The sequence below is a fragment of the Melittangium boletus DSM 14713 genome (assembly GCF_002305855.1).
Taxonomy (GTDB): domain Bacteria; phylum Myxococcota; class Myxococcia; order Myxococcales; family Myxococcaceae; genus Cystobacter; species Cystobacter boletus.
Genome location: NZ_CP022163.1, coordinates 6,799,759 through 6,820,053, shown reverse-complemented (window position 1 = coordinate 6,820,053; position 20,295 = coordinate 6,799,759). Strand labels below are relative to the sequence as shown.

Genomic DNA, 20,295 nt, shown 5'->3' with positions numbered 1-20,295 from the left:
TCAGGCGGCGGGCGTCTTGGACTTCTCCCCCGTCGCGGGCTCGGACGACTCAGGGGCGGAGGCACCGGCAGTCTCCGCCACCTCCGAGGCCTTCGCCTCGTCGCGCTGGGCGATCTTCTCTCCCGCGCGCTCCGCCTCCCGGAGGAATTCCGCGTACTCGTCCGCACGCACGGAGGCACGCTCCCGCACCTGCGCTTCCCGGGTGGTCGCGGCGACACGGCCCCGCTTCACGGCGAGCTGGCCGAGCCACACGCCCAGGGCGAACACGGCCCACTCCAGGCCGATGACAATCCAGCCCCGCTCCACCCAACCATCGACGCCGTCCTGAACGAACTCCAGCGCGAGGATGAACACCTGGCCGGAGACCGCGGCGCCGAGCGCCGTGGGCAGCGCGCGCAAGTCGATGACGCGGGCGGCGCCGTAGCAGAGCCCGGGCAGCACGGCGAGCACCCACAGCTTCTGCACGCCCAGGCCGATGGCGAAGCGAAGCCAGTCGAAGGGCAGGGCCTGGACCCGGCCCGCGAGCCGCTGGGACAGGCCCACGCTCAGGATGGAGCCGAGGATCAACGCGAGGAAGCCAAGCCCCACGATGAACTGGAAACGGCGGATGCGGACGCGCAGCGGTTCGAGGAGGGGCTTCGAGGAGTTCACGGGAAGGCGAGCCTAGCGCAGACCCGAGCCGGGCAGGCACTCCCGCGTCTCACTCCTCGTCGCCACCGTCCGCCATACCGCCGGGCGTGCGAGGGGGCGGGCCATCGCCATAGAAGACCTCCTCCAGGACGAGTCCCTGGGCGGGCGCGGTGGGGCCGGCGCGTTTGCGGTCCCTCGCGGCGAGCACGTCGGCCACCCAATCCGCCGGGCGGCGCCCCTTGCCCACCTCCACCAGGGTGCCCACGAGGTTGCGCACCATGTGCTTGAGGAAGGCGGTGCCCTCCACGGCGATGGAGAGGGACCCTCCCCGCTCCCCTTGAATCTCCACCCGGCGCACCTCACGCAGGGCATGGGCGGCCTGACAATCCGAGGCCCGGAAGGAGGAGAAGTCATGCCGCCCCAGCAGGTGCGCGGCGCCGCGCCGCATGGCCTCCACGTCCAGAGGGGTGAACACCTCCCAGTGCGTCGCGCGGAGCAGGGGTGAGCGCGAGGGCCGATTGCTCAGCCGGTAGCGGTAGCGCTTGCCAAGCGACCAGCGGCGCGGATCGAACTCGGCGGGCACCTCCTCGGCGTGCACCACGGCGATGTCCTCGGGCAGCAGGCTGTTGAGCCCCATCCAGTACGCCTTGAGTGGCAAGACGCGCTCGGTGCTCAGGCACACCACCTGTCCGGTGGCGTGCACGCCCGCGTCCGTGCGGCCCGCCGCCTCCACGGGCACGCGCTCGCCGAGCAGCCGCTCCACGGCGTCCATCAACCGGGCCTGGATGGAGACGCCGTTGGGTTGCACCTGCCACCCGACATAGTGCGTCCCCTGGTACTCGACCGTCAGCTTGATGCGGGGCATGTCAGCGGTACTTGAGCCAGGCGGTGAGGAGTTCGCCCACCATGCGCCCCACGGGGACGTGGTGCTTGCGCGCGAGCGCCTCCAGCGTCTCGAGCTGGGCGGCGGTGACGGACACCGGGACGATGCGCTCGCCACCCGAGGGGGCGCTGTCGGCGTCGTCCGGAGGCAGCTCCAGATCCAACGTGGGAGGGGGCGGAGCCACGGCGGGCTCGGGCTCGGCCGGGGCCCGCATCCGCTGCTGCTCCTCCTCCAGCTCGTCGAGGAAGACCTGCTTGAGGAAGTTGGAGAGGTGGAGGTTCGTCGGGGTGAAGTCGTACGCGTTGAGGAAGCGGTCCAGGTCCTGCTGGAAGTGCCAGGCCGTCGGGTAGCGCTTGTCCCGGTCGCGCTCCAGCGCCTTCATGAGGATGGCTTCCACGGGCTCGGGGATGTCCGCGCGGAAGTAGGAGGGCGCGTACACCTTGCCGTCCACGATGCTGCGCATCACCGCCACATCCGACTCGCCCGTGAAGAGCTTGAAGCCCGTCAACCACTCGTAGAGCACCGCGCCCAGGGAGAACAAATCACTGCGGTGATCCACCGGCTTGCCCAGGCACTGCTCGGGGCTCAGGTAGCTGAGCTTGCCGCGCAGCTCCCCGGCGCGCGTCGTCTGCTCGGCGCGATTGGCCGCCTTGGCGATGCCGAAGTCGAGCACCTTCACCGTGCCGTCGAAGCACACGAAGATGTTCTCCGGCGTCACGTCCCGGTGGACGATGTTGAGCGGCGAGCCGTACAGGTCCACCTTCTGGTGCGCGTAGTACAGGCCCTCGCAGACGGACGAGGCGATCTTCAGCGCGTACACCATGGGAAAGGAGATGCCGAGCGACTCGGCCTTGGGCACCACCCGGCGCGTGTCCCGGCCGAACAGGTACTCCATGCCGATGTAGTAGCTCTCCCCCACCTTCCCCAGGTCGTGGATCTGCACGATGTTGGGGTGGTTGAGCTGGGCGGCGAGCCGCGCCTCGTTGAGGAACATGCGCACGAAGGCCGGCTGCTTGGACAGGTGGGGCCGGATGCGCTTGATGACCACGGGCTTCTCGAAGCCGTCCGGGCCGGGCTGGTTGGCGAGGAACACCTCGGCCATACCGCCCACGGCGAGGCGCTCGAGCAGCTTGTACTGGCCAAACGGCACGGGGGTGCGCGGGGTGGCGGGAGGCACGGGAGTGCCACGATAGCGCCTTCACGGGCCTGGCGGCCACGAGAGTTGAGGCACGCCTCACGCCAGCTCGAGCACCCGTACCTTGAGGGCCGCTGGGTGCTCCGCCGACGCCGGAAAGTCCACGGGCGACGGCCCCAGGCTCGGCCCGCCCCGACTCCGGCGGCCCGCCCGGGCGACGCCCTCGGCCACCATGGCCTCGAAGCGGCGCGGCGCCAGCGTGGCCAGGTTGCAGCAGGCCACCAGCCGCCCCCCCGGAACCACCACCCGCGCGCAGGCCTCGGCCAGGGAGGCATAGTCCTTCGCGGCGGAGAAGCGGCTCGTGCGCGTGGTGGCGAAGGACGGAGGATCCGCCACCACCACGTCGAAGGTCTCACCCTTGCGCGCCAGCCGCTCGAGCCAATCGAAGACATCCCCCGCCACGTAGTCGTAGCGCTCCACGAGCTGTCCGTTGAGGCGCGCGTTCTCCTCGCCCCAGTCCAGCACGCGCCGGCTCGCGTCCACGTTGAGCACCCGCCGGGCCCCCCCCGCGTGGGCCGCCACGCCAAAGCCGCACGTATAGGAGAAGAGGTTGAGCACCGTGAGGCCTCGCACCTGCCCCGCCAGCCACGCCCGCGTGTCGCGCATGTCCAGGTACAGCCCCACCGACAGGCCCTGCGCCGGGCGGATGAGGAAACGCCACCCGTTCTCCAGCGCCACCACCGATTCCACCGAGGCGCCTCGCACGGCTTCTTCCGGCGCGAGCTTGTCCCGGGCCACGTTGGCCAGGTGGCGTGCCTCCCGGGGCCTGCGCTTGAGGTACACGAGCGCAGGCGCCCACGCGCTGTCCATCGCCCCCAGCAGCGCCGCCTCCTCCTCGGAGGAGAAGTCGCGGTAGAGGCTCACCACGTGCAGGGACTCGAAGACGTCCACCGTCACATCGGGCACCCCCTCTGGCGCGCCATTGACGAGCCGGTAGGCGGTGGTCCGTGGATCCTCCCGCAGCGGGGCCCTGCGCTCCCGGGCCTGGCGCAAGCACTCCACCAGTGACGCGCTCGACAGGCTCATGACCGGCGCTCTTGCGAGAGCGAGGGGCCTTCGGGAGGCTCGGGCAGGCGGGCCTGGGCCCAGAGCCGGGACAGGACGCGCGAGGCCTCACGCGCCAGCGCCATCTCGTCCACGCCGAGCAACTGGCCCTCCCGCACGGTGACGCGGCCGTCCACGATGGTCCACGCCACGCGCGAGCGCGTCAGCTGACCGAACAGATACGGGGCCTGCCCGCTGTCCGTGTCCAGCGCCGGCACGCAGTCGAACACCACCAGGTCCGCCAACCGCCCCTCCTCCACCGAGCCGGAGGGGACACCGAAGAGGCGCGAGCACAGCTCCGCCGGACCGTCCGAGCACACCTGGGCGACCACGCCATCGGGATCCACCAGGCGAGACCCCCGGGCGGCCGCCAGGGCGGTGACGAGCGTGGAGGACATGGAGTCCCAGAGGTTGCCGTGCCCGGCGCTGCCCAGGCCGATCAGGTTCTGGCGGCCATACAGCGTCTCCAGGGCGCGGCCACTGGGCTCCACGAGCAGCGCCGTCCTCGGGCCGAGCGCCACGCAGGTGCCGGACTGCGCCAGGACGATGGACTCGGCGTCATCCACGGAGCGCGCGAACCCGGCCACCGACAAGGGCCCCAGCAGACCAAAGGACTCCAGGCGCGGCACCACGCGTCGGCCGTAGGTCGCCCACGTCATGGCCAGATCATGGTCCCCCTCGGACAGGTGGAAAATGAGCGGATCTCCCGACTTCTCACGCATCCGGCCCAGCAACCCGAGCAACGCGTCCCCGCTCGTCCACGAGGCATGGAAGCCAAGCGCCCCCCGCACCCGGGGATGGGAGTGCTGGCGCCGCACGAAATCGGCATTGGCCTCGGCCTGGGCAAGGGACGGTGCGTCTCCATCCAGGCCGTGGGTGGCATGGCTCGCCACCAGCCGCATGCCGAGCCGCTCCGCCGCGCGCGCCATGGCATCGAGCGCTCCGGACACGTTTCCCGGACACGACAGGTGGTCCACCGCCAGCGTGACGCCCGTGCGCAGCGCGCGGGCCATGGAATGACAAGCCAGCACCTCCACGTCCTCGAGGGTGAGGTGCGAGGCCAGCAGGCGCTCGTGATCGAATCGCACATGCGGCGGGTGGAGGAGCAGCTCACCCGAGGACGGCATGAGCAGATCCCCCACCAGATGGGAGTGGCAATCCACGAGCCCGGGCATCACCAGGCGTCCACGGCATGCCACCTCCCAGTCGCCGGGAAGAACAGGCACCTCCGCGTCGGGGGCGACCTGGCGGATCAACCCCTCCTCGACGACAACGGCCATTCCGGCGCGGCCGCGGCCATCCGCGCGGAAGATGGAGCAATTCTTGAGGACGAGGCGGCCTTCCATGGGGGCGGGAGTATAAACACGTACCTCCGCCCGGACGGCTCAGAACAAGCGCAGTTGTGACTTGTCCTCCTCATCCTTGGAGGTGCCACGAGCGGGCAATGGGGTGAAACCGTGCTTCGCGGCCCACTCCGCGGAGGGGCCCGCCCAGCGGAAGCGCTCCAGGAGCACCTTGCCCTTGTCGTCGAACTCGACGCCCTCGGCCCGGAGCAGCTCGCGCTGGCCCACGCCCTCCTGGGTGCTGATGCCTCCCGAGCGGTTGATGATGCGCTGCCAGGGGACCTGGGCGGCGCGCGGCCCCAGGTCGCCCATCGCGAGCCCCACGACGCGCGCGTCGCAGCCTCCTCCCACGATGATCGCGATGTCTCCATAGGTGGAGACCTGGCCGGAAGGAACCTGCTCGACAACTTGGTAGATGCGCTCGAAGAAGCGGCGCTCATGCATGGTGATGGTGACGGTCGTGGACATGTCTTCTCCAGTCGGATGCCCCGTCCTACCTCAGAGGACATGACTGGGGAAGTCAGTATGACGTCTCCCATCGGGTGGCCAACCCGACACGTGAGGTCGGCCTCCCCCGCCCCCCTCCCTCGCTCCGGAGGGGGGCGCATCGGCTCAGATGGACTTCAGGAAGCGGATCAACGCATCCCGGTCGGAGCTCGACATCTTGACGAAGGCCTGCTGGGCCGCCTGCGCCTCGCCCCCGTGCCAGAGGATGGCCTCCTGGAGGGTGCGGGCACGGCCGTCATGCAGGTAGGCCTCGCCCCCGCTGATGGCCGGCGTCAGGCCGATGCTCCACAGCGGCGGCGTGCGCCACTCCGCGCCGGTGGCGATGCCGTCGGGCAGGTTGTCGGCCAGGCCCGTGCCCATGTCGTGCAGGAGCAGGTCCGTGTAGGGGTGGATCGTCTGACCGCGCAGCTCCGCCTTCGGGTGGTACGCGCTCGTCGTCAGCGTGGCCGTGTGGCACTTGCCGCAGCCCGCGCTCTGGAAGAGCGTCTCGCCGCGCAGGGCCTGGGCATCGTTGAGATCGCGGCGCGCCGGCACGCCCAGCAGGGAGATGTAGCGCACGATCTTGTCCAGGTCCTGGTCGCTCAGCTCCGTGCTGGAGCCCGAGCAGCCGGCCTGCGCCGAGCCACAGTCCAGGGTCCTGAACAGGGACGACGTGACGCCCATGTCGCCATTGAAGGCATCGGCGACCTGGTGGCGCACGGACGAAGCGCTCGCCTTCCAGCCGAAGCGGCCCAGACGCGTCTGGCCCGTCTGGGGATCGAGCACCGTCTGCATGCGGCCGGAGACGCCATCCTTGTTCGTGTCCGACGGATCGGCCAGCGCGGCGATGGCGCTCTCGGGAATGGCCTCGAGCAGACCCATGCCGATGAGCTGCGGCGTGATGCGGGCGGAGAAGTGGGTGGGGATGACGTTGGTGAAGCCGTAGGTGGGCTTGCGCAGCTGGTAGGCCGTGCCATCCGCGTACGTGCCACTGCTATTGACCCACTGGGTGATGCGCACATCCGCCTCGGGGGTACCGCTGGTGCTGCGCGGCTGCAGCTTGGAGCCCAGGGCGGGATCCGCGGTCACGGTGCTGCCATTGACCCGGCCCACCTTGACCACGCTCCGGGTCAGCGAGGTGTTGACGGCGGGAGGCAGCGCGCGGCCGTTGTTCACGTGGCAGGCGATGCACGAGACCTCGATGTAGTTCGTCCCCAGCTTGCCCACCTGCTCGGTGAAGACAGGGTTGCCGGACTCGGAGTGGGTGCCATCCCGGAAGTTGGTGTGGTGCAGGCGGCGGCCCTCGACGAAGGGCTGCGCGTTCACCGGCGCCATGTTCAACACCATCTGCTTGAAGCGGCTGGCGGGCTCATCGGAGAACGGGTAGTTCATGGTGCCGCGGCCACCGCTCCACGCGGTCTCCGGCAGGGGGAAGGAGTCCCGGAGCGCTCCCACGCCCTCGAACGGCACGATGCCGCCACCGCCCACCATGTACAGCCACACATCCGAGTAGTAGTTCCAGCGGCCTTCCACGGGCTGCTTGAGGAAGACGCCGATCTCGATCTCCATGCGGTCGCCATTGCGGATGGCGCGGCCTTCCTTGGCGTTGTAGCTCACGCTCGACGTGAAGAGATAGTCATTCACGCGGGTGAAGCGCGCGTTATGCCAATACTCGGCCACCGTGTTGATGCCCCGGAAGAAGGCGCGGAAGTCCGGGCCATCAAAGGGGTAGATCGTGTGCAGATTGACGGTGATCTGGTTGCCGCCCTTGGCCACCTCGTCGACGATCTCGACCCAGAAGGTCCGGTTGACGAAGTACAGCGACAGGTAATGGTCATAGGCCTGGTATTGAGATTCACGGGCGTGACGGTCGCGCACGCGTCCGCCCACGCGGGTGATCAACGCCTGGGACGTGTTCTCCACCTGGGAGGGCTCGAGCGGCGTGGAGCTGTTGTACAGGGGGACGATGGCGCCCAGGACGGGCGGAGTCCCCGCGTCACCCGGAGTGCCCGCGTCGGGCGGCGTTCCCGCGTCGGTCCCCGAGTCGGGCGTTCCGGCATCCACGCCGCCATCTCCCCCCGTGGAGCTTCCATGGGTATAGCGGGTCTGGGCCGTGTCCCGGGCACAGTTGCAGGAGATGTCCCAATAGGTGAAGTTGTAATCGATGGTGTCGCCACGGACCAGGTTGCCCACCGTGTATTGATTGCGTCCGTTGGTGACCGTCATCCGGACATTGAGCTGGCCGCCATTGTTCACCTTGTAATGGATGTCAGCCCATGACGTGGTGTTGACGTAGAAGAGGGCGGAGGAGCCAGAGGGCTGCACGCCATCGACGGCGGCCTGCCCTTCTCCCGCCAGGAGGCCAGCCACCAACATCGCGGCGGCCATTCCCGTGGATCTGCTGAGCATGGTTGTTCTCGTGAGGTAAGGGGGGTTCTGCGTACTCCAATCCGAGTGTGACGGAACCCCCGGCCACAAGCCATCTCAGAAACAGAAAAATTGGGAAAACCTCCCACCCCCGAAGGCATTCCCCCCAGGTGTCGGCTGACTGACGATGCACGCGCCCGTGCCGCGATGCATCAGAAGACAGTCCTGGAGGCGTTACCGGGGAGCCGTTTGCGAGGATGCCAGCAGTTGTACGAGCAGATCGCTCTTCTGGTTCTCCGGCACGAGGGTCACCCTGGCATTGCCCTCCTGGAGCCGCTGCACCTCGAGGATCTCGAACATCGCCGCGGCGACCTCCGGGTCCTGGGCAATGCGTTGCAGCGCCGCGCCGACGATCTGGGGGCGCAAGGCGGCGGCCTTGGCGAACGCGATGGCGGCCTGGCGATCCGCGGAGCTGGTGAGGATGCTCACCTGATTGGCACCATCCTGACGGATGGCCGAGGTCACCTGCCGCAGCCGGTTGACCACCTTCTCCTCGATCTGACGGATCATCCCCTCATCGCGGAAGTGCACCTTGCGGATGTAGACGGAGCCGAGTTGATAGCCGTAGGCATGCGACATGGGAGACACCTCGGCGCGCACGGTGCGGCTCATGCCGTGACGGCTCTCCAGCATCCTCGCGAGCTTCATGTTGGACAGGCATCGCACCGTGGCGTTGCTCACGTTGGCCGCCAGCGAGCCTCGCGGGTCCGCGTTCTCGAACAGGTACTTGAGGGGATCCGAGATGGACATCTCGTACCAGATGCCAATCCCCATGGGCGCGCCCTCCTCGGAGTTCACCGCCTGGCTGCGCAGGTATTGCTGATCCAACCGCAGATCGATCACATGGCAGCGGCCCACCCAGTTCACCAACAGCGCCTTCCACCCGAGCCGGGTCCACAGCAGGTGCAAGCCCGGCTCGTCCAACACCGCCACCACCTGGCCCAGGAAGACGTAGACCCGGCAGGTGCGCTCCTCCACCACGGCGTAGAGGCCCAACATCCGGCACAGACCCAACAGCAGGGGCACGCCCAGGGCCATGGCGAAGAAGCCGAGCACCGCCCCGAGGAGCAGGCCACTCATGGCTTCACCCCCAACACCACCTGGCTCGCCTTGGAGAAGAGGCCCAGGCGGATGTTGCGCAGGTAGGCCTGGAGCGCTCCGGGTCCGCTCCCCTTGAGCAGGGTGAGCTGGGCGGACAAGGCGGTCAGCGGCTCCACCTCCGCCTCGGCCTTGAGGGTTTCGATCTCCACGGCCCGGCGCGACTGGACGATCTTCTGGTCCGCCGCCGCCTGCGCGAGGCTGATGTCCGAGGAGACATGGTTGTGCGCGGTGTTGATGGCCGCGAGCGCCGACTCCACCTCCTGGGGCGGGTCGATCCCGGTGATGAGCGAGGCATCCAGGACGATGCCGTAGCGAGACAGGCTTCCCCGGCACTCCCGGTCCATGTGCTCGTTGAGATCGCGCAGGTTCTTGCGAAGGTCATTGATGGAGACGCCCGAGACGGCCGACACCTCGACGGCCTCCAGGGTGCCCTCCGCCACGGGCGGAGGCGGCGCCTCGAAGCTGGCGATGCGCTCACGCAGGATGGAGATGAAGTAGCCCATCACGTGCGCGATGGGGTTCTTCACCCCGAACAGGTACGCATAGAGGTTCTGCTCCGACACCCGGTAGCGGAGCTGCCCCGTGAGCCCGGTGTTGAGCTGATCCTTCGTCACCGCGTCCAGCACCGTGCCGTCCTGGTTCGCGTGGGGGGACTCGGGATCGTAGGCCATGCTGAGCGTCTGGGTGGCCACCGACACCTTGACCACCCGCTCCCAGGGCCATTTGAAGTACGGACCGCCCGGGGGGATGACCTCCAGTTGGGGGTAGACGTAGCGATCCTCGTCCGCGCGGGCCAGTCCCTCGCTCACGGGGCCCACCCGGGTGGAGGGCTCTCCCGCCAGGCGCACGGCGCGGCCCAGGCGGACCTTCACCGCCCGCTCACTCTGGTCCACCGTGAAGAAGCCGGTGAGGACACAGCGCACCACGAACCACCCCATCGCCCCTACAACCACACCGGTTCCCAGACCCAGGACATCCAGCCCCAGTTCTCGAAGAATCTCCATCACCCCTCCTCGGAAAGCCGCCGGACGGAGCCGGCCCGCAAAAGCGGAGGGCGGCCCCTCCTCTCGGAGAGAACCGCCCTCGGTGCTGCTGGGACTAGGAGTAGCCCGGGTGGAAACCCGAACTACTACCCCCCCGACTCCTTGTTGTTCTTGGAGAAGTCCTTGAGGCCCTTCTCCTTGACCGTCTTGGTGGCGGTCTTCGCACCCGGGTCGACGTTCGTCTCGCCGGCGAGGGCGTCGGCCGAGGCGCCGAACAGGCGGCGGATGTTGTTGCCGAAGAGGGTGATGACGCCGATCGCCGCGATGGCGATCAGGGCCACGATGATGATGTACTCCGTCATTCCCTGACCACGGCGCTTCGCGAGCTTCTTCTGGTTCTTCAGAGCGGACATGTAACGCCTCCTGGGGGGATGGCGACCCGGGTTGGTCACCACCAACGATGCGCAAGCTACCTGGACCCCTTCCCGCCATCCATCCGTCAACGGGAGGATGATCGCACTTCCCTGGGATTTCCGGAGCCCGGGCCCCCCCTTCCGACCCGCCCCCGAAGGAGAACCCCGTCGCCAACGGGTGGGACATCCGCCCAGGTGACCCGTTATGTTCCGCACCTGCCCATGACTCTCCACCTGTTGCAAGCCGTCCAGCTCTCATGGTCCCCCCGCCTGCGGATCACTCGCGCGGAGGGCGACTGCGAGGGGGTATTGCGACGTCCCGCTTCCGAGTTCCTGGACCGGCCCCTGGAGGCAGTCCTGGGAACGAGCCCCGAGAAGGCCCGGCTGCTGGACACCCTGGCTCGCGAGGAGCGCCGGGCCGTGGAGTTCCTGTCGGGGACGTTCGGCCAGGAGGACGCGGTGCCGCTGCGGCTGGCGCTCGGAATGGACACGGGCGAGGCCACCGCGGTGGTGCTCGACCTGCGCGCCCTGCTGCGCCACGCCCCGCCCGTGCAGCTGTCCGGGCTCGCCTCGCAGCTGAGCCACGAGCTGCGCAACCCCCTGAGCTCCGTGAAGATGGCGGTGCAGACGCTCGCGCGCAACACGGGCCTGTCCGAGCGGGATCAACGCCGGCTGACCATCGCCAACCGCGAGGTGCGCACCCTGGAGCGGATGCTGTGGGTCCTGTCCGAGTACGCCCGGGACAGCACCCCCACGATGGAGCCGCACGCCCCGCGCTCCCTGGTGGAGGAGGCCGTGGCGCTGGTGGCCCCGGAGCTGGCCGAGCGCCACGTGGAGGTGCGCGTGGACGAGGCCCCGGACATCCCCCGGGTGCGGATGGATACGAACCGGCTGCGGCCGGTGCTCGCCCAGGTGCTGCTCAACGTGGCCATGGGCCAGGCGCAGGGAGGTCAGGTGGTGGTGTCCATCCGTCCCGGGCCCCCGGGCCGCGTGTCGCTCGTGCTGGAGGATCCCTCGGGAACGCTGTCCGAGAAGGAGCGCGGCTCGCTCTTCGTGCCCTTCGAGTCCAGCCTGGCGCGCGGGGCCGGACTGTCACTCGCCGCCCTGCGCCGCGTGCTGGTGCACCAGGGGGCCGAGGTCTCCGCCGAGGCGGGCCCCGAGGCGGGCACGGTGTTCACGCTCACGTTTTCCGTTTGAGGACCATGGAGACGCTTCTCATCGTCGATGACGACCTGTCGCTGCTCGAGTCCTTGAAGATGCACTTCGAGGACATCGAGCAGGACGGAGAGCCGCGCTACCACGTGGTGACCGCGACGCGTGCGTCCGAGGGGTTGCGGCTGGCGCAGGAGAGCCTGCCCAGCGTGGTCATCCTCGACATGAAGCTGCCGGACCGCACCGGCCTGGACATCATCGAGGAGATGAAGAGCCTGTGCGGCGACGCCCGCATCATCCTCGTCACGGCCTTTCACGACATGGAGACCACCATCCGGGCCATGAAGGCCGGGGCCTTCGACTACATCCACAAGCCCTTCGCGGACCTGGCGGCCCTGGACATCGTGGTGGCGCGCGCGCTGGAGTACCGCCAGCTGTCGCGCCGCGCCGCCACGGTGAACGTGGAGAGCGCCGCGGCGCGCCTGGGCGACATCGTGGGGACGAGCCCCCTCATGCAGCAGCTCGTCAAGGAGATCGGCAAGGTGGCCGGCAGCCACGCCACCGTGCTCATCCACGGCGAGAGCGGCACCGGCAAGGAGCTCATCGCCCGCGTCATCCACAACTACTCCTATGACGAGGTGAAGCCCTTCATCGGCATCAACTGCTCGGCCATCGTGGACACGCTCCTGGAGAGCGAGCTGTTCGGCCACGAGAAAGGGGCCTTCACCGGCGCCAACGCCGTCAAGCCGGGCAAGTTCGAGCTGGCCGAGGACGGCACCATCTTCCTGGATGAGATTGGCGACATGTCGCTCATGCTCCAGGCCAAGCTCTTGCGCGTGCTGCAGGAGCGCGAGTTCGAGCGCGTGGGCGGCGTCAAGCGCATCAAGCTGCGCGCGCGCGTCATCGCCGCCACCCACCGCAACCTGACGGAGGAGGTGGCCAGCGGACGCTTCCGCGAGGACCTCTGGCAGCGCCTCAAGGTCATCACCCTGCAACTGCCGCCCCTGCGCGAGCGGCGCGACGACATCCCCCCGCTCGTGCACCACCTGCTCGAGCGCATCAACGAGAAGGTGCACAAGCGCGTCACCCGGGTGCCCCCCGAGGTGCTCGAGCACCTCACGCGCCTGCCCTGGCGGGGCAACGTGCGTGAATTGGAGAACGTGCTCACGCGTGCGGTGGTGCTCGCCCCGGGAGAGGTCCTGCTCGCGGAGAACCTGCCCGCCCTGGAGCCCGCGCCCCCCGAGCACGGCGCCCACCCCACCCAGGGCCAGCCCCCGGGCTCCTTCCTGCCCTCCTTCCTCGGCTCCCCCATCGCCGACGCCAGCCACATTCCCACCCTGGAGGAGGCGGAGCGGATGCTCATCCAGCTCACCCTGAACGTCACCAAGGGGCACAAGGGCAAGACGTGTCAGATATTGGGTATCAGTCGCCCCACCCTGGAGCGCAAGCTGCAGAAGTACGGTGTGCGACAGGATCATCAGTCCTGAGTGCCAAGGCCCTCTTGTTGACACTGTTGCGACGCCAACATCGCGGCCGTCGAATTTAACGAAACGTTCAAGTTGATCAGACTGTTTGAACGTTCTGTTTCAGGTTTCGGACATTCGAAAAGAGAGGATGTCGAGCTGCATCGCTAAGTAGGCGTCATCAGACGCTTTTTCAGGAGTTGGGAACAACGTTCGGGTTGGCACAAAGCTTGGAAAGGGACTGTTCCGTTCGCAGCACAGCAACCCCACTTCCAACCGCCTGCAGGAGTGCCCGCCATGCACGGTTTCAATCGCCCCCTCGGTCCCATCGGTTCCAACGTCGTCGCCCCCATCCAGACCACCAGCTCCGGCATGCTCGTCACCGCCAACAAGCTGGTCCCCGGTCAGGAGGCCATCGACTTCAAGGGCTACTTCAAGGTCGAGTCCTTCCCGCACAACTCGGTCATCTACCGCCCGGGAGACACGACCGACCGCGTGTACCTGCTCAAGAGCGGCCGCGTGCGCCTGATGCGCCTGGGCAAGAACAGCTCGCGCTCGGTGGTGAGCATCCTGCGCCCCGGCGACCTGTTCGGCGAGCTGTTCCGCCCCGAGGGCACCCCGGTGGAGGAGATGGCGATCGCCAGCGGCGAGGCCGAGGTGTGGAGCATCGAGGGACGTGACTTCCGCGCCCAGCTGGAGGCCCGGCCGGCCCTGGCGGTGGACGTGGTGCGCGCCTACGCCGAGCGCGTGCGTGCCCTGCGCAAGCGCGTGCTGGGCCTGACCTTCAAGGAAGTGCCGGCCCGCCTGGCGGACACGCTCCTCACGCTGGCCGAGGCCCACGGCGAGCGCTGCCCGCACGGCGGCGAGACGGACCTGCGCGGCATCACCCAGCAGGACCTGGCGGACCTCGTGGGCGCCTCGCGCTCGTTCGTCTCCACGCTCATCAACGAGATGAAGCGCGACGGGGTGCTCGGCAACGTGGGCCGCATCCTCTGCATCCGCGACCAGAAGGCCCTGCGCAAGCTCGCGTCCAAGGAGAAGTAGTCCCCCTCTTCCCTCTCACGAGGGAAGTCAGGAGCCCCGGATGCCCCCGTGCCGACACGGGTTGGGCGCCGGGGTTCTTCATTTGGCTTGCCCCATCCACGCGAGCGACCCAGCATGCGCGGGCCCGTGACCACACCGTCCCCCGACGCCCTGTCCCCACATTTCACGTACACCGAGCGCCGCGCCACCGCCGAGGCCGAGCTCAAGCGGTTGGATGCGCTCAGCGCCCGCTACGCCAACCTGCGCGCCGTGGTGTTCACCGCCGGAGCCGCGGTGGCGCTCGCCGTCATGTTCGGCCGCTTGCCGAAGACGGGCTGGTGGGCGGCCGGGGCCGCGCTGGTGGGGTACATCGTGCTGGCGGTGGTGCACCACCAGGTGTTCCTGCGCGAGGAGCGGCAGCGGCAGTACGTCCAGCTCAACACCCGGGGGCTCGCGCGGCTCACGCGGGGCTGGCACGACTTCGCCGAGCGCGGCGAGCGCTTCCTGGTGGGCTCGCACCTGTACGCGGCGGACCTGGACGTCTTCGGCCAGGGCAGCGTCTTCCAGCTCATGAACGAAACGGCCACCCGGGCGGGCGAGGAACGGCTCGCGGCGTGGCTGTCCCGGCCGGCGGGGGTGGCCCAGGTCCGGGCCCGGCAGGAGGCGGCGCGCGAGCTCGTCCCTCGGATGGACCTGCGCCAGGACGTGTGCGTGGAGGCGCGCGCGGTGGCCAAGGAGAAGGCGGACCCGGGCCTCTTCATTCAATGGGCGGAGAGTGGCCCCTCGCTCACGGGCATCCGCTGGGCGCGCTCCGTCGCGGTGGTGCTGCCCCTCCTCACCCTGTCGCTCTACGTCCTGGGCCAGCTCGGCGCCGCGCCCCGCTCGCTCTGGTGGGGCGGACTGCTCGCCCAGCTCGCGGTGGTGGCGCTGACGCGCAAGCCGCTCCGGGCCATGGAGGAGCTGATGAGCGCGGGCGAGCGGGGCTTCGTGCGCTATGCCCCCGTCTTCGAGCGCGTGGAGCGCGAGCGCTTCGAGCACCCCGAGCTGCGCCGGGTGCAGTCGGGCATGCAGCCCGAGACGCGCGAGCCCGTGTCCGCCCGGTTGAAGCGCTTCAGCTTCCTGTACTCCTTCGTGGAGTTCAAACGGCACCAGTTCCACCCGGTGGTCCACCTGTTCACCTTGTGGGACGTGCACGCCCTGTTCGCGCTGGAGCGCTGGCGCGAGCAGCATGGCGCCCAGGTGCGCGGCTGGTTCGAGGCGCTCGCGGAGCTGGAGGCCCTGTCGTGCTTGGCCGGGCTCGCGCATGACCGGCCCGGCTTCATCTGGCCCGCGCTCGAGGAGGCGGGGCCCAAGGTGGAAACACTGGGCGTGGGCCACCCCCTGCTGGACGAGCCGGTGCCCAACGACGTGTCGCTGCCGGGCCCGGGCTGCGCGCTGATCCTCACGGGCTCCAACATGTCGGGGAAGACCACCCTGCTCAGGGCCCTCGGGCTCAACGCGGTGCTCGCCCTGGCGGGTGCCCCGGTGTGCGCGCGCGCCTTCACCCTGTCTCCCCTCCAGGTCCTCACCAGCATGCGCGTGAAGGACTCCCTGGAGCGGGGCGTGTCGTACTTCTACGCGGAGGTCCAGCGCATCAAGGCCGTGCTGGACGCGGCGGCCGCCGCCCAGGGCCAGGCCCTCTTCCTCCTGGATGAAATCCTGCTCGGGACGAACACCCGCGAGCGGCAGATCGCCTCGCGCGAGGTGCTCCGCCTGCTGCTGGCCACGGGCGCGAGCGGGGGCGTGACGACCCATGACTTGTCGCTCGCCAGCCTGGCCGACGAGCACGCGGGCCGGGTGATGAACATGCACTTCCGCGATCACCTGGAGGAGGGGAAGATGGTGTTCGACTACCGGCTGCGGCCGGGGGTGGTGGACACCACCAACGCCCTGCGCGTGCTCAAGATGGCGGGCGTCCCCGTGGAGGATCCAACGCCTGATGCGGTGCGCCACGAGTGACCTCCGAGAATCTCCCGGGCGCGTCCACATAACGGATGGTGCCTCGATTCACCTTTCCCCATGATGCCCCCCACTCCCCGAAAGCGGGGAAGGCGGGTTCGTCGCCTTGACCGGTGGCTTCACGGTTCAAAATGGGTGAAAGTCTACAGCCATGCTGAGGAAGAAGAGTCCCTCCACGGACGCCCAGTCCGGACAGGCGGCGGTCGAGGCGGCGCTGACGCTCCCCCTGACCCTCTTCCTCATCCTGGGAACGCTCCAGTTCTTCCTGCTGCTGCAGGCGCGCACGCTGACCGAGTACGCGGTGTTCCGCGCCGTGCGCACGGGCAGCGTGAAGCATGGGGATTGCGTGGCCATGACCCACGCGGCCATCGCCGCGCTGCTGCCCACCTTCGCCCGGACCGACTCCCCCGAGGCGCTCGGCAAGGCCTTCGGCCGCCACAACGACAACCAGTACCACGGCTCGGAGCACACCGGCCCCATCGTGTGGCTCACCCGCGAGCGGCCCCTGCGCGCGGAGATCCCCACGGACGAGGAGGAGTCGTTCGATGATCCCGCGCGCTACGGCAGCCTGCGGGACGTGATGCGCCTGGAGTCGCGCATCATCTTCTGGTTTCCCATGCGCATCCCCTTCGCCAACTGGGTGCTCAACCGCATGTTCCTGGCCCGCTGGGGGCTGAGAAACTACACCGCCCACAACCCCCTGCTGCTCACCGAGACGGCCCACTGGGACGAGCGCTCGAGCGCCGGGTTCGACGCGGCCATCGCGCGCGAGCTCGTCGACCGCTCCAACCGCCGCGAGTACGTCTTCCCGCTCCAGGCCAGCTACAGCATGCGCATGATGACGCCCGCGCGCCGCACCTTCTTCCGCACGCAGAACTGCGCGCCCACTCCAGAGGGACTATGAACCGCCGTCCCCGTGGACAAGCCCTCGTCCTGCTCGCGCTGACGATGCTGCTGCTCGTCCTGATGGTGTGCGTCACGCTCTCCTTCTCCATGCGGGTGCGCGAGAAGATGGAGGCCCAGAGCCTGGCGGACCTGGCCGCCTACAGCAGCGCGGTGGCCACGGCGCGCACCTTCAACAGCATCGCCCTGCTGCGCCGCGCCGAGACGGGCCACATGGTGGCCATGACCGCGACCATGAGCCTGGTGAGCTGGACCAGCATGATGCGCGCCAACCTCAACGCCGCGCGCGTGGCCACCCAGGGCTGCCCCGAGGCCACCGCCGCCCTCGAGGCCCTGGAGAGCCAGGAAGAGGAAATCTCCAGCAAGTGGGACGAGCTGGACGCGAGCGCCGGGGTGCAGTCCCTCAACATCCAGTTGCTGGCCTTCCACCTGGCGATGATGCAGTCGGAGATGCTCGGCCGGCTCAAGGACTCCGTGAGCGGCGGGGACAAGTCCTTCGCCACCCAGATGACGAAGCTCGCCAGCGAGGGCAGCCGCTTCCCCCGGGAGCTGCACGCGGGGCCCACCCCCATCTCCGTGCGCGAGTTGGATCAGGCGCTCGGGGGCAATGACTTCGCCCTGGACATGGCCATGGCCTCGCGCGGGTACGGCTTCATCACCAAGCGCCAGGGCGTGGGGCCCCTGGGAGCCGCCGGAGGCATCCTCGGGGCCCTGGCCTCCGTGGGGGGCGTGCTCAACGTGAGCCGGGGCGGAGGCAGCGCCTACTGGAGCAGGAGCTCCTATGGGCTGTTCAACGCGGGACACGGCGGCCGGGCGGACGGCACCTACTTCTCCTACGCCGAGGACCACGCCACCGTGCGGGTCACCTTCCCCGCCCTCCCGATGTGCGCGCCCATGACGTTCTTCGCCCGGGCCTTCGTGCGCGCCACCGACTTGAACGACACGAGCGACGACCACGCCTGGAGCCCCGTCATCCCCGGCAAGGGCCACGCGGATCCGGGCATGGAGAAGCAGTACCGGCACACCCTCCTGCCTTGCGACGACCCCCGCTACTGCCCCAACACCTTCGTCGGCGGCCTCGCCTACAACACCGGCGACCACTCGGACGACAACAACTGGGCCCAGCCCAAGCTCTTCTCGCTCGTGCAACGCGACTACGTGGTGCGCGGCCCGAACAGCGATCCGTGGAACCTGAGCTTCCGCTTCCACCTGGGCAAGCAGGGCTACGGCGCGTTCGACAACAACGGCTTCACCACCGGCCAGGGCATCCCCGTGGGCACGCAGTCCGCGCTCGCCACGGGCATGGCCTACTACCACCGGCGCGGCCACTGGAACGAGCCCCCCAACCTCTGGAATCCCTTCTGGCGCGCCACGCTCGTGTCCGCGGACATCGACCGCCAGGGAGACCTGCGCTACGGCGGCGGCGATGTGCCCGCCACCGTGGGCGCCACCGCGGCCGAGGCCTTCCAGCACCTCATCCGCAACGGCTACCGGGGAGTGCACTGATGCCACCCATCCAACGGACCCCCCGGGGCCAGTCCCTGGTGGAGCTGACCCTGGGCATCATCATCTTCATCACGGTGCTGATGTTCGGCATCCACTTCGCCGAGGTGGGCTACCTGTCCATCAAGGTGCACGAGGCGGCGGTCTCGCCCTTGTGGGACAGCACCGCCCTGCGGGTGCACCGCATGGTGGGCAACCCGTCGAAGATTGGCAACTTCGACACCTTTCCCGGCATCCCGCTCCAGCTCGAGATCAACGCCAACGCGCGCTACGTCGACTTCGACGGGCGCAGCTCCACCCCTCGGGGCAACCCGTCCATCTCCCACCTCTTCACCCGCATCGATGGCATGAAGGTGCGCTGCGTGCGCGAGGACCGCATCGCCTTCGATCTGCCCCGGGGCAGCCCGCCCTCCATGCTCTCCGCCGTGAAGGGGGACTTCGGCAAGGTCCCTCCCGGCACCATCCCGGGCAGCTCCAACGAGAGCGTCCTCACGGGCGTCTACGAGAACATGGGAGGCGTCACCTGCGCCGCCGAGGCCCGCCTCGAGTCGCTGCCCGCCCTGCCCCTGAGCTTCCTCGAGGGCGAGGGGGGCTTTTTCAGCGAGAAGCACGCCAAGAAGCTGCGCATGAAGGTGTGCTCGGTGGGCCGCGCGGCTCCGGGCGAGGAGTGCAAGGGCCGCTTTGGCATCCTCCTCGGGGACTTCGCGTTCGCCGACACCGACGTGAGCGGCCACTGCCCCCTCCAGCCCGAGCGGCCGGATCAGCCATGCGCGCAGAACACCGCCTTCTATTACGCGGCGAAGAAGGTGTTCGACAACAACCGGCGCGCCGCCGGCCGCGACTCCTCGCGCCTCGCCGAGTACTTCGTGGGCTACAGCCCCATCGACGAGGGCGGCTTCTTCATGAGCTACCGGGGCGAGGAGGACAACTACATCGAGCGCGACACCCCCGCCGGCGAGGCCAAGGACATGATGGATCGGCCCCGGAACACGGGCGGCGTGGAGCACAAACCCACCGCGCTGCGCCGTGCCTCCAACCGGTGCTTCCTGGGACTCAACAAATGCTGAGCTGGCTACTCCTGCTGCCCTTGCTGGGCGCCACGCCGGACAAGCCCGCCCCGGCCCCGGCCGCCTTCCACTGGCGCGTGCCGGGCCTGGTGGCCCAGGTGGAGGTGCCCGGTGAGATGAAGGTGGATGGCATCCCCATCCGCCTCGAGGTCTACACCTCGCGCGAGAGCATCGAGAACCTGCTGCAATCCTTCGCTACCGCCTTCGACGAGGCCGGCTACTACATCCAGCCCCGTCCGCCCCGCGTCCTGCGCCAGCCGCACCTCACCGCGTTGGATACGCGCACCCTCACCGCCTACACCGTCATCCTCGAGCCCGCCGGGAGCGGTCTCACCACGGTGGTGCTCGGCCAGGCGAAGATGGGGGACGTCCAGCGCCCGCCACCGGGAGAGTCCCCGCTTCCCCTCTACCCGGGAGCCACGAACGTCCTCCAGGGAGATTTCGAGGGGGCGCGAACGCTCACCTACCGGGCCCCCACCCCGGAGGCCTCCCTGCGGGCCTGGTACCGCGAGCAGCTCGGCAAGGCCGGGTACAAGGAAGAGGAGCCCCAGCTCTTCCGCCGCGACACGCGACAGGTCCGCCTGTCCCTCCGGCCCGACGGTGGCGGCACCTCCGTCCTGCTCTTCCTCGAAACCGCCTCGCCGTCGAGCGCCCAGACTCCCGGCCCCTGAGCCGCGCGCG

Annotated in this window: 18 protein-coding genes; 8 read left to right on the top strand and 10 right to left on the bottom strand. The window is 69.0% G+C overall.

Annotated elements, in window-relative coordinates; translation table 11 throughout:
• The 10 genes from MEBOL_RS28465 to MEBOL_RS28420 all read right to left on the bottom strand — a co-directional run bounded on the left by MEBOL_RS28465 (position 1) and on the right by MEBOL_RS28420 (position 10,505).
• The gene (locus tag MEBOL_RS28465; protein WP_095980394.1) at positions 1–651 is read right to left on the bottom strand and encodes a hypothetical protein; all 651 of its coding nucleotides are present in this window, start codon (positions 649–651) and stop codon (positions 1–3) included.
• A 49-nt stretch (positions 652–700) separates the two neighbouring features.
• Positions 701–1,495 carry a tRNA pseudouridine(38-40) synthase TruA gene (truA, locus tag MEBOL_RS28460; protein WP_095980393.1) on the bottom strand — a complete coding sequence of 265 codons (795 nt, stop codon included), beginning with the start codon at positions 1,493–1,495 and terminating at the stop codon, positions 701–703.
• A 1-nt stretch (position 1,496) separates the two neighbouring features.
• On the bottom strand, positions 1,497–2,690 hold the full coding sequence (locus tag MEBOL_RS28455; protein WP_095980392.1) for a serine/threonine protein kinase: 1,194 nt from the start codon (positions 2,688–2,690) through the stop codon (positions 1,497–1,499).
• A gap of 57 nt (positions 2,691–2,747) precedes the next feature.
• Positions 2,748–3,734: a class I SAM-dependent rRNA methyltransferase gene (locus tag MEBOL_RS28450; RefSeq protein WP_095980391.1), complete on the bottom strand. Its 987-nt coding sequence runs from the start codon at positions 3,732–3,734 to the stop codon at positions 2,748–2,750.
• Positions 3,731–5,098, bottom strand: coding sequence for an amidohydrolase family protein (locus MEBOL_RS28445; RefSeq protein WP_095980390.1), 1,368 nt, complete (start codon positions 5,096–5,098; stop codon positions 3,731–3,733). Before MEBOL_RS28445 ends, MEBOL_RS28450 begins: the two co-directional genes overlap by 4 nt.
• Before the next feature lie 39 nt (positions 5,099–5,137).
• Positions 5,138–5,563 carry an MGMT family protein gene (locus MEBOL_RS28440; RefSeq protein WP_095980389.1) on the bottom strand — a complete coding sequence of 142 codons (426 nt, stop codon included), beginning with the start codon at positions 5,561–5,563 and terminating at the stop codon, positions 5,138–5,140.
• 144 nt (positions 5,564–5,707) lie between these two features.
• Entirely contained in the window at positions 5,708–7,990 is a 2,283-nt protein-coding gene (locus MEBOL_RS28435) for a di-heme oxidoreductase family protein (protein ID WP_095980388.1), read from the bottom strand.
• Positions 7,991–8,182: 192 nt separating this feature from the next.
• Positions 8,183–9,088: an SPFH domain-containing protein gene (locus MEBOL_RS28430; protein ID WP_095980387.1), complete on the bottom strand. Its 906-nt coding sequence runs from the start codon at positions 9,086–9,088 to the stop codon at positions 8,183–8,185.
• Positions 9,085–10,113, bottom strand: coding sequence for an SPFH domain-containing protein (locus MEBOL_RS28425; protein ID WP_095980386.1), 1,029 nt, complete (start codon positions 10,111–10,113; stop codon positions 9,085–9,087). Before MEBOL_RS28425 ends, MEBOL_RS28430 begins: the two co-directional genes overlap by 4 nt.
• A 125-nt stretch (positions 10,114–10,238) precedes the next feature.
• Positions 10,239–10,505, bottom strand: a complete 267-nt coding sequence (locus MEBOL_RS28420; protein ID WP_095980385.1) for a hypothetical protein — start codon at positions 10,503–10,505, stop codon at positions 10,239–10,241.
• 222 nt (positions 10,506–10,727) lie between these two features.
• Here MEBOL_RS28420 and MEBOL_RS28415 point away from each other — a divergent pair, with 222 nt between their 5' ends.
• From MEBOL_RS28415 to MEBOL_RS28380, 8 genes are all read left to right on the top strand, one after another.
• Positions 10,728–11,702, top strand: a complete 975-nt coding sequence (locus tag MEBOL_RS28415; RefSeq protein ID WP_095983059.1) for a sensor histidine kinase — start codon at positions 10,728–10,730, stop codon at positions 11,700–11,702.
• A 5-nt stretch (positions 11,703–11,707) separates the two neighbouring features.
• Positions 11,708–13,144 (top strand): sigma-54-dependent transcriptional regulator, encoded by a 1,437-nt coding sequence (locus MEBOL_RS28410; protein WP_095980384.1) that lies wholly within the window; start codon positions 11,708–11,710, stop codon positions 13,142–13,144.
• 273 nt (positions 13,145–13,417) lie between these two features.
• A complete protein-coding gene (gene mrpC / locus MEBOL_RS28405; protein ID WP_095980383.1) occupies positions 13,418–14,164 on the top strand; it encodes a Crp/Fnr family transcriptional regulator MrpC in 747 nt (248 codons plus the stop codon).
• Positions 14,165–14,278: 114 nt separating this feature from the next.
• Positions 14,279–16,141, top strand: coding sequence for a MutS-related protein (locus MEBOL_RS28400; protein WP_095980382.1), 1,863 nt, complete (start codon positions 14,279–14,281; stop codon positions 16,139–16,141).
• Between the two features lie 151 nt (positions 16,142–16,292).
• Complete coding sequence (locus tag MEBOL_RS28395) at positions 16,293–17,045, top strand: TadE/TadG family type IV pilus assembly protein (protein ID WP_095980381.1); 753 nt, start codon at positions 16,293–16,295, stop codon at positions 17,043–17,045.
• Positions 17,042–18,550: a pilus assembly protein TadG-related protein gene (locus tag MEBOL_RS28390; RefSeq protein WP_095980380.1), complete on the top strand. Its 1,509-nt coding sequence runs from the start codon at positions 17,042–17,044 to the stop codon at positions 18,548–18,550. The genes MEBOL_RS28395 and MEBOL_RS28390 overlap by 4 nt, the downstream gene beginning before the upstream one ends.
• Positions 18,550–19,614 carry a pilus assembly protein gene (locus MEBOL_RS28385; RefSeq protein ID WP_095980379.1) on the top strand — a complete coding sequence of 355 codons (1,065 nt, stop codon included), beginning with the start codon at positions 18,550–18,552 and terminating at the stop codon, positions 19,612–19,614. Before MEBOL_RS28390 ends, MEBOL_RS28385 begins: the two co-directional genes overlap by 1 nt.
• Positions 19,608–20,285 (top strand): hypothetical protein, encoded by a 678-nt coding sequence (locus MEBOL_RS28380; RefSeq protein ID WP_095980378.1) that lies wholly within the window; start codon positions 19,608–19,610, stop codon positions 20,283–20,285. The genes MEBOL_RS28385 and MEBOL_RS28380 overlap by 7 nt, the downstream gene beginning before the upstream one ends.
• Positions 20,286–20,295: the final 10 nt, after the last annotated feature.

Bases quoted from the DNA above. Each gene is read 5' to 3' on its own strand.
- mrpC (WP_095980383.1), top strand. From the start codon at position 13,418: ATGCACGGTTTCAATCGCCCCCTCGGTCCCATCGGTTCCAACGTCGTC.
- MEBOL_RS28435 (WP_095980388.1), bottom strand. From the start codon at position 7,990: ATGCTCAGCAGATCCACGGGAATGGCCGCCGCGATGTTGGTGGCTGGC.
- MEBOL_RS28410 (WP_095980384.1), top strand. From the start codon at position 11,708: ATGGAGACGCTTCTCATCGTCGATGACGACCTGTCGCTGCTCGAGTCC.
- MEBOL_RS28385 (WP_095980379.1), top strand. From the start codon at position 18,550: ATGCCACCCATCCAACGGACCCCCCGGGGCCAGTCCCTGGTGGAGCTG.
- MEBOL_RS28450 (WP_095980391.1), bottom strand. From the start codon at position 3,734: ATGAGCCTGTCGAGCGCGTCACTGGTGGAGTGCTTGCGCCAGGCCCGG.
- MEBOL_RS28425 (WP_095980386.1), bottom strand. From the start codon at position 10,113: ATGGAGATTCTTCGAGAACTGGGGCTGGATGTCCTGGGTCTGGGAACC.
- MEBOL_RS28440 (WP_095980389.1), bottom strand. From the start codon at position 5,563: ATGTCCACGACCGTCACCATCACCATGCATGAGCGCCGCTTCTTCGAG.
- MEBOL_RS28415 (WP_095983059.1), top strand. From the start codon at position 10,728: ATGACTCTCCACCTGTTGCAAGCCGTCCAGCTCTCATGGTCCCCCCGC.
- MEBOL_RS28380 (WP_095980378.1), top strand. From the start codon at position 19,608: ATGCTGAGCTGGCTACTCCTGCTGCCCTTGCTGGGCGCCACGCCGGAC.
- MEBOL_RS28390 (WP_095980380.1), top strand. From the start codon at position 17,042: ATGAACCGCCGTCCCCGTGGACAAGCCCTCGTCCTGCTCGCGCTGACG.
- MEBOL_RS28420 (WP_095980385.1), bottom strand. From the start codon at position 10,505: ATGTCCGCTCTGAAGAACCAGAAGAAGCTCGCGAAGCGCCGTGGTCAG.
- MEBOL_RS28430 (WP_095980387.1), bottom strand. From the start codon at position 9,088: ATGAGTGGCCTGCTCCTCGGGGCGGTGCTCGGCTTCTTCGCCATGGCC.
- MEBOL_RS28400 (WP_095980382.1), top strand. From the start codon at position 14,279: ATGCGCGGGCCCGTGACCACACCGTCCCCCGACGCCCTGTCCCCACAT.
- truA (WP_095980393.1), bottom strand. From the start codon at position 1,495: ATGCCCCGCATCAAGCTGACGGTCGAGTACCAGGGGACGCACTATGTC.
- MEBOL_RS28395 (WP_095980381.1), top strand. From the start codon at position 16,293: ATGCTGAGGAAGAAGAGTCCCTCCACGGACGCCCAGTCCGGACAGGCG.
- MEBOL_RS28445 (WP_095980390.1), bottom strand. From the start codon at position 5,098: ATGGAAGGCCGCCTCGTCCTCAAGAATTGCTCCATCTTCCGCGCGGAT.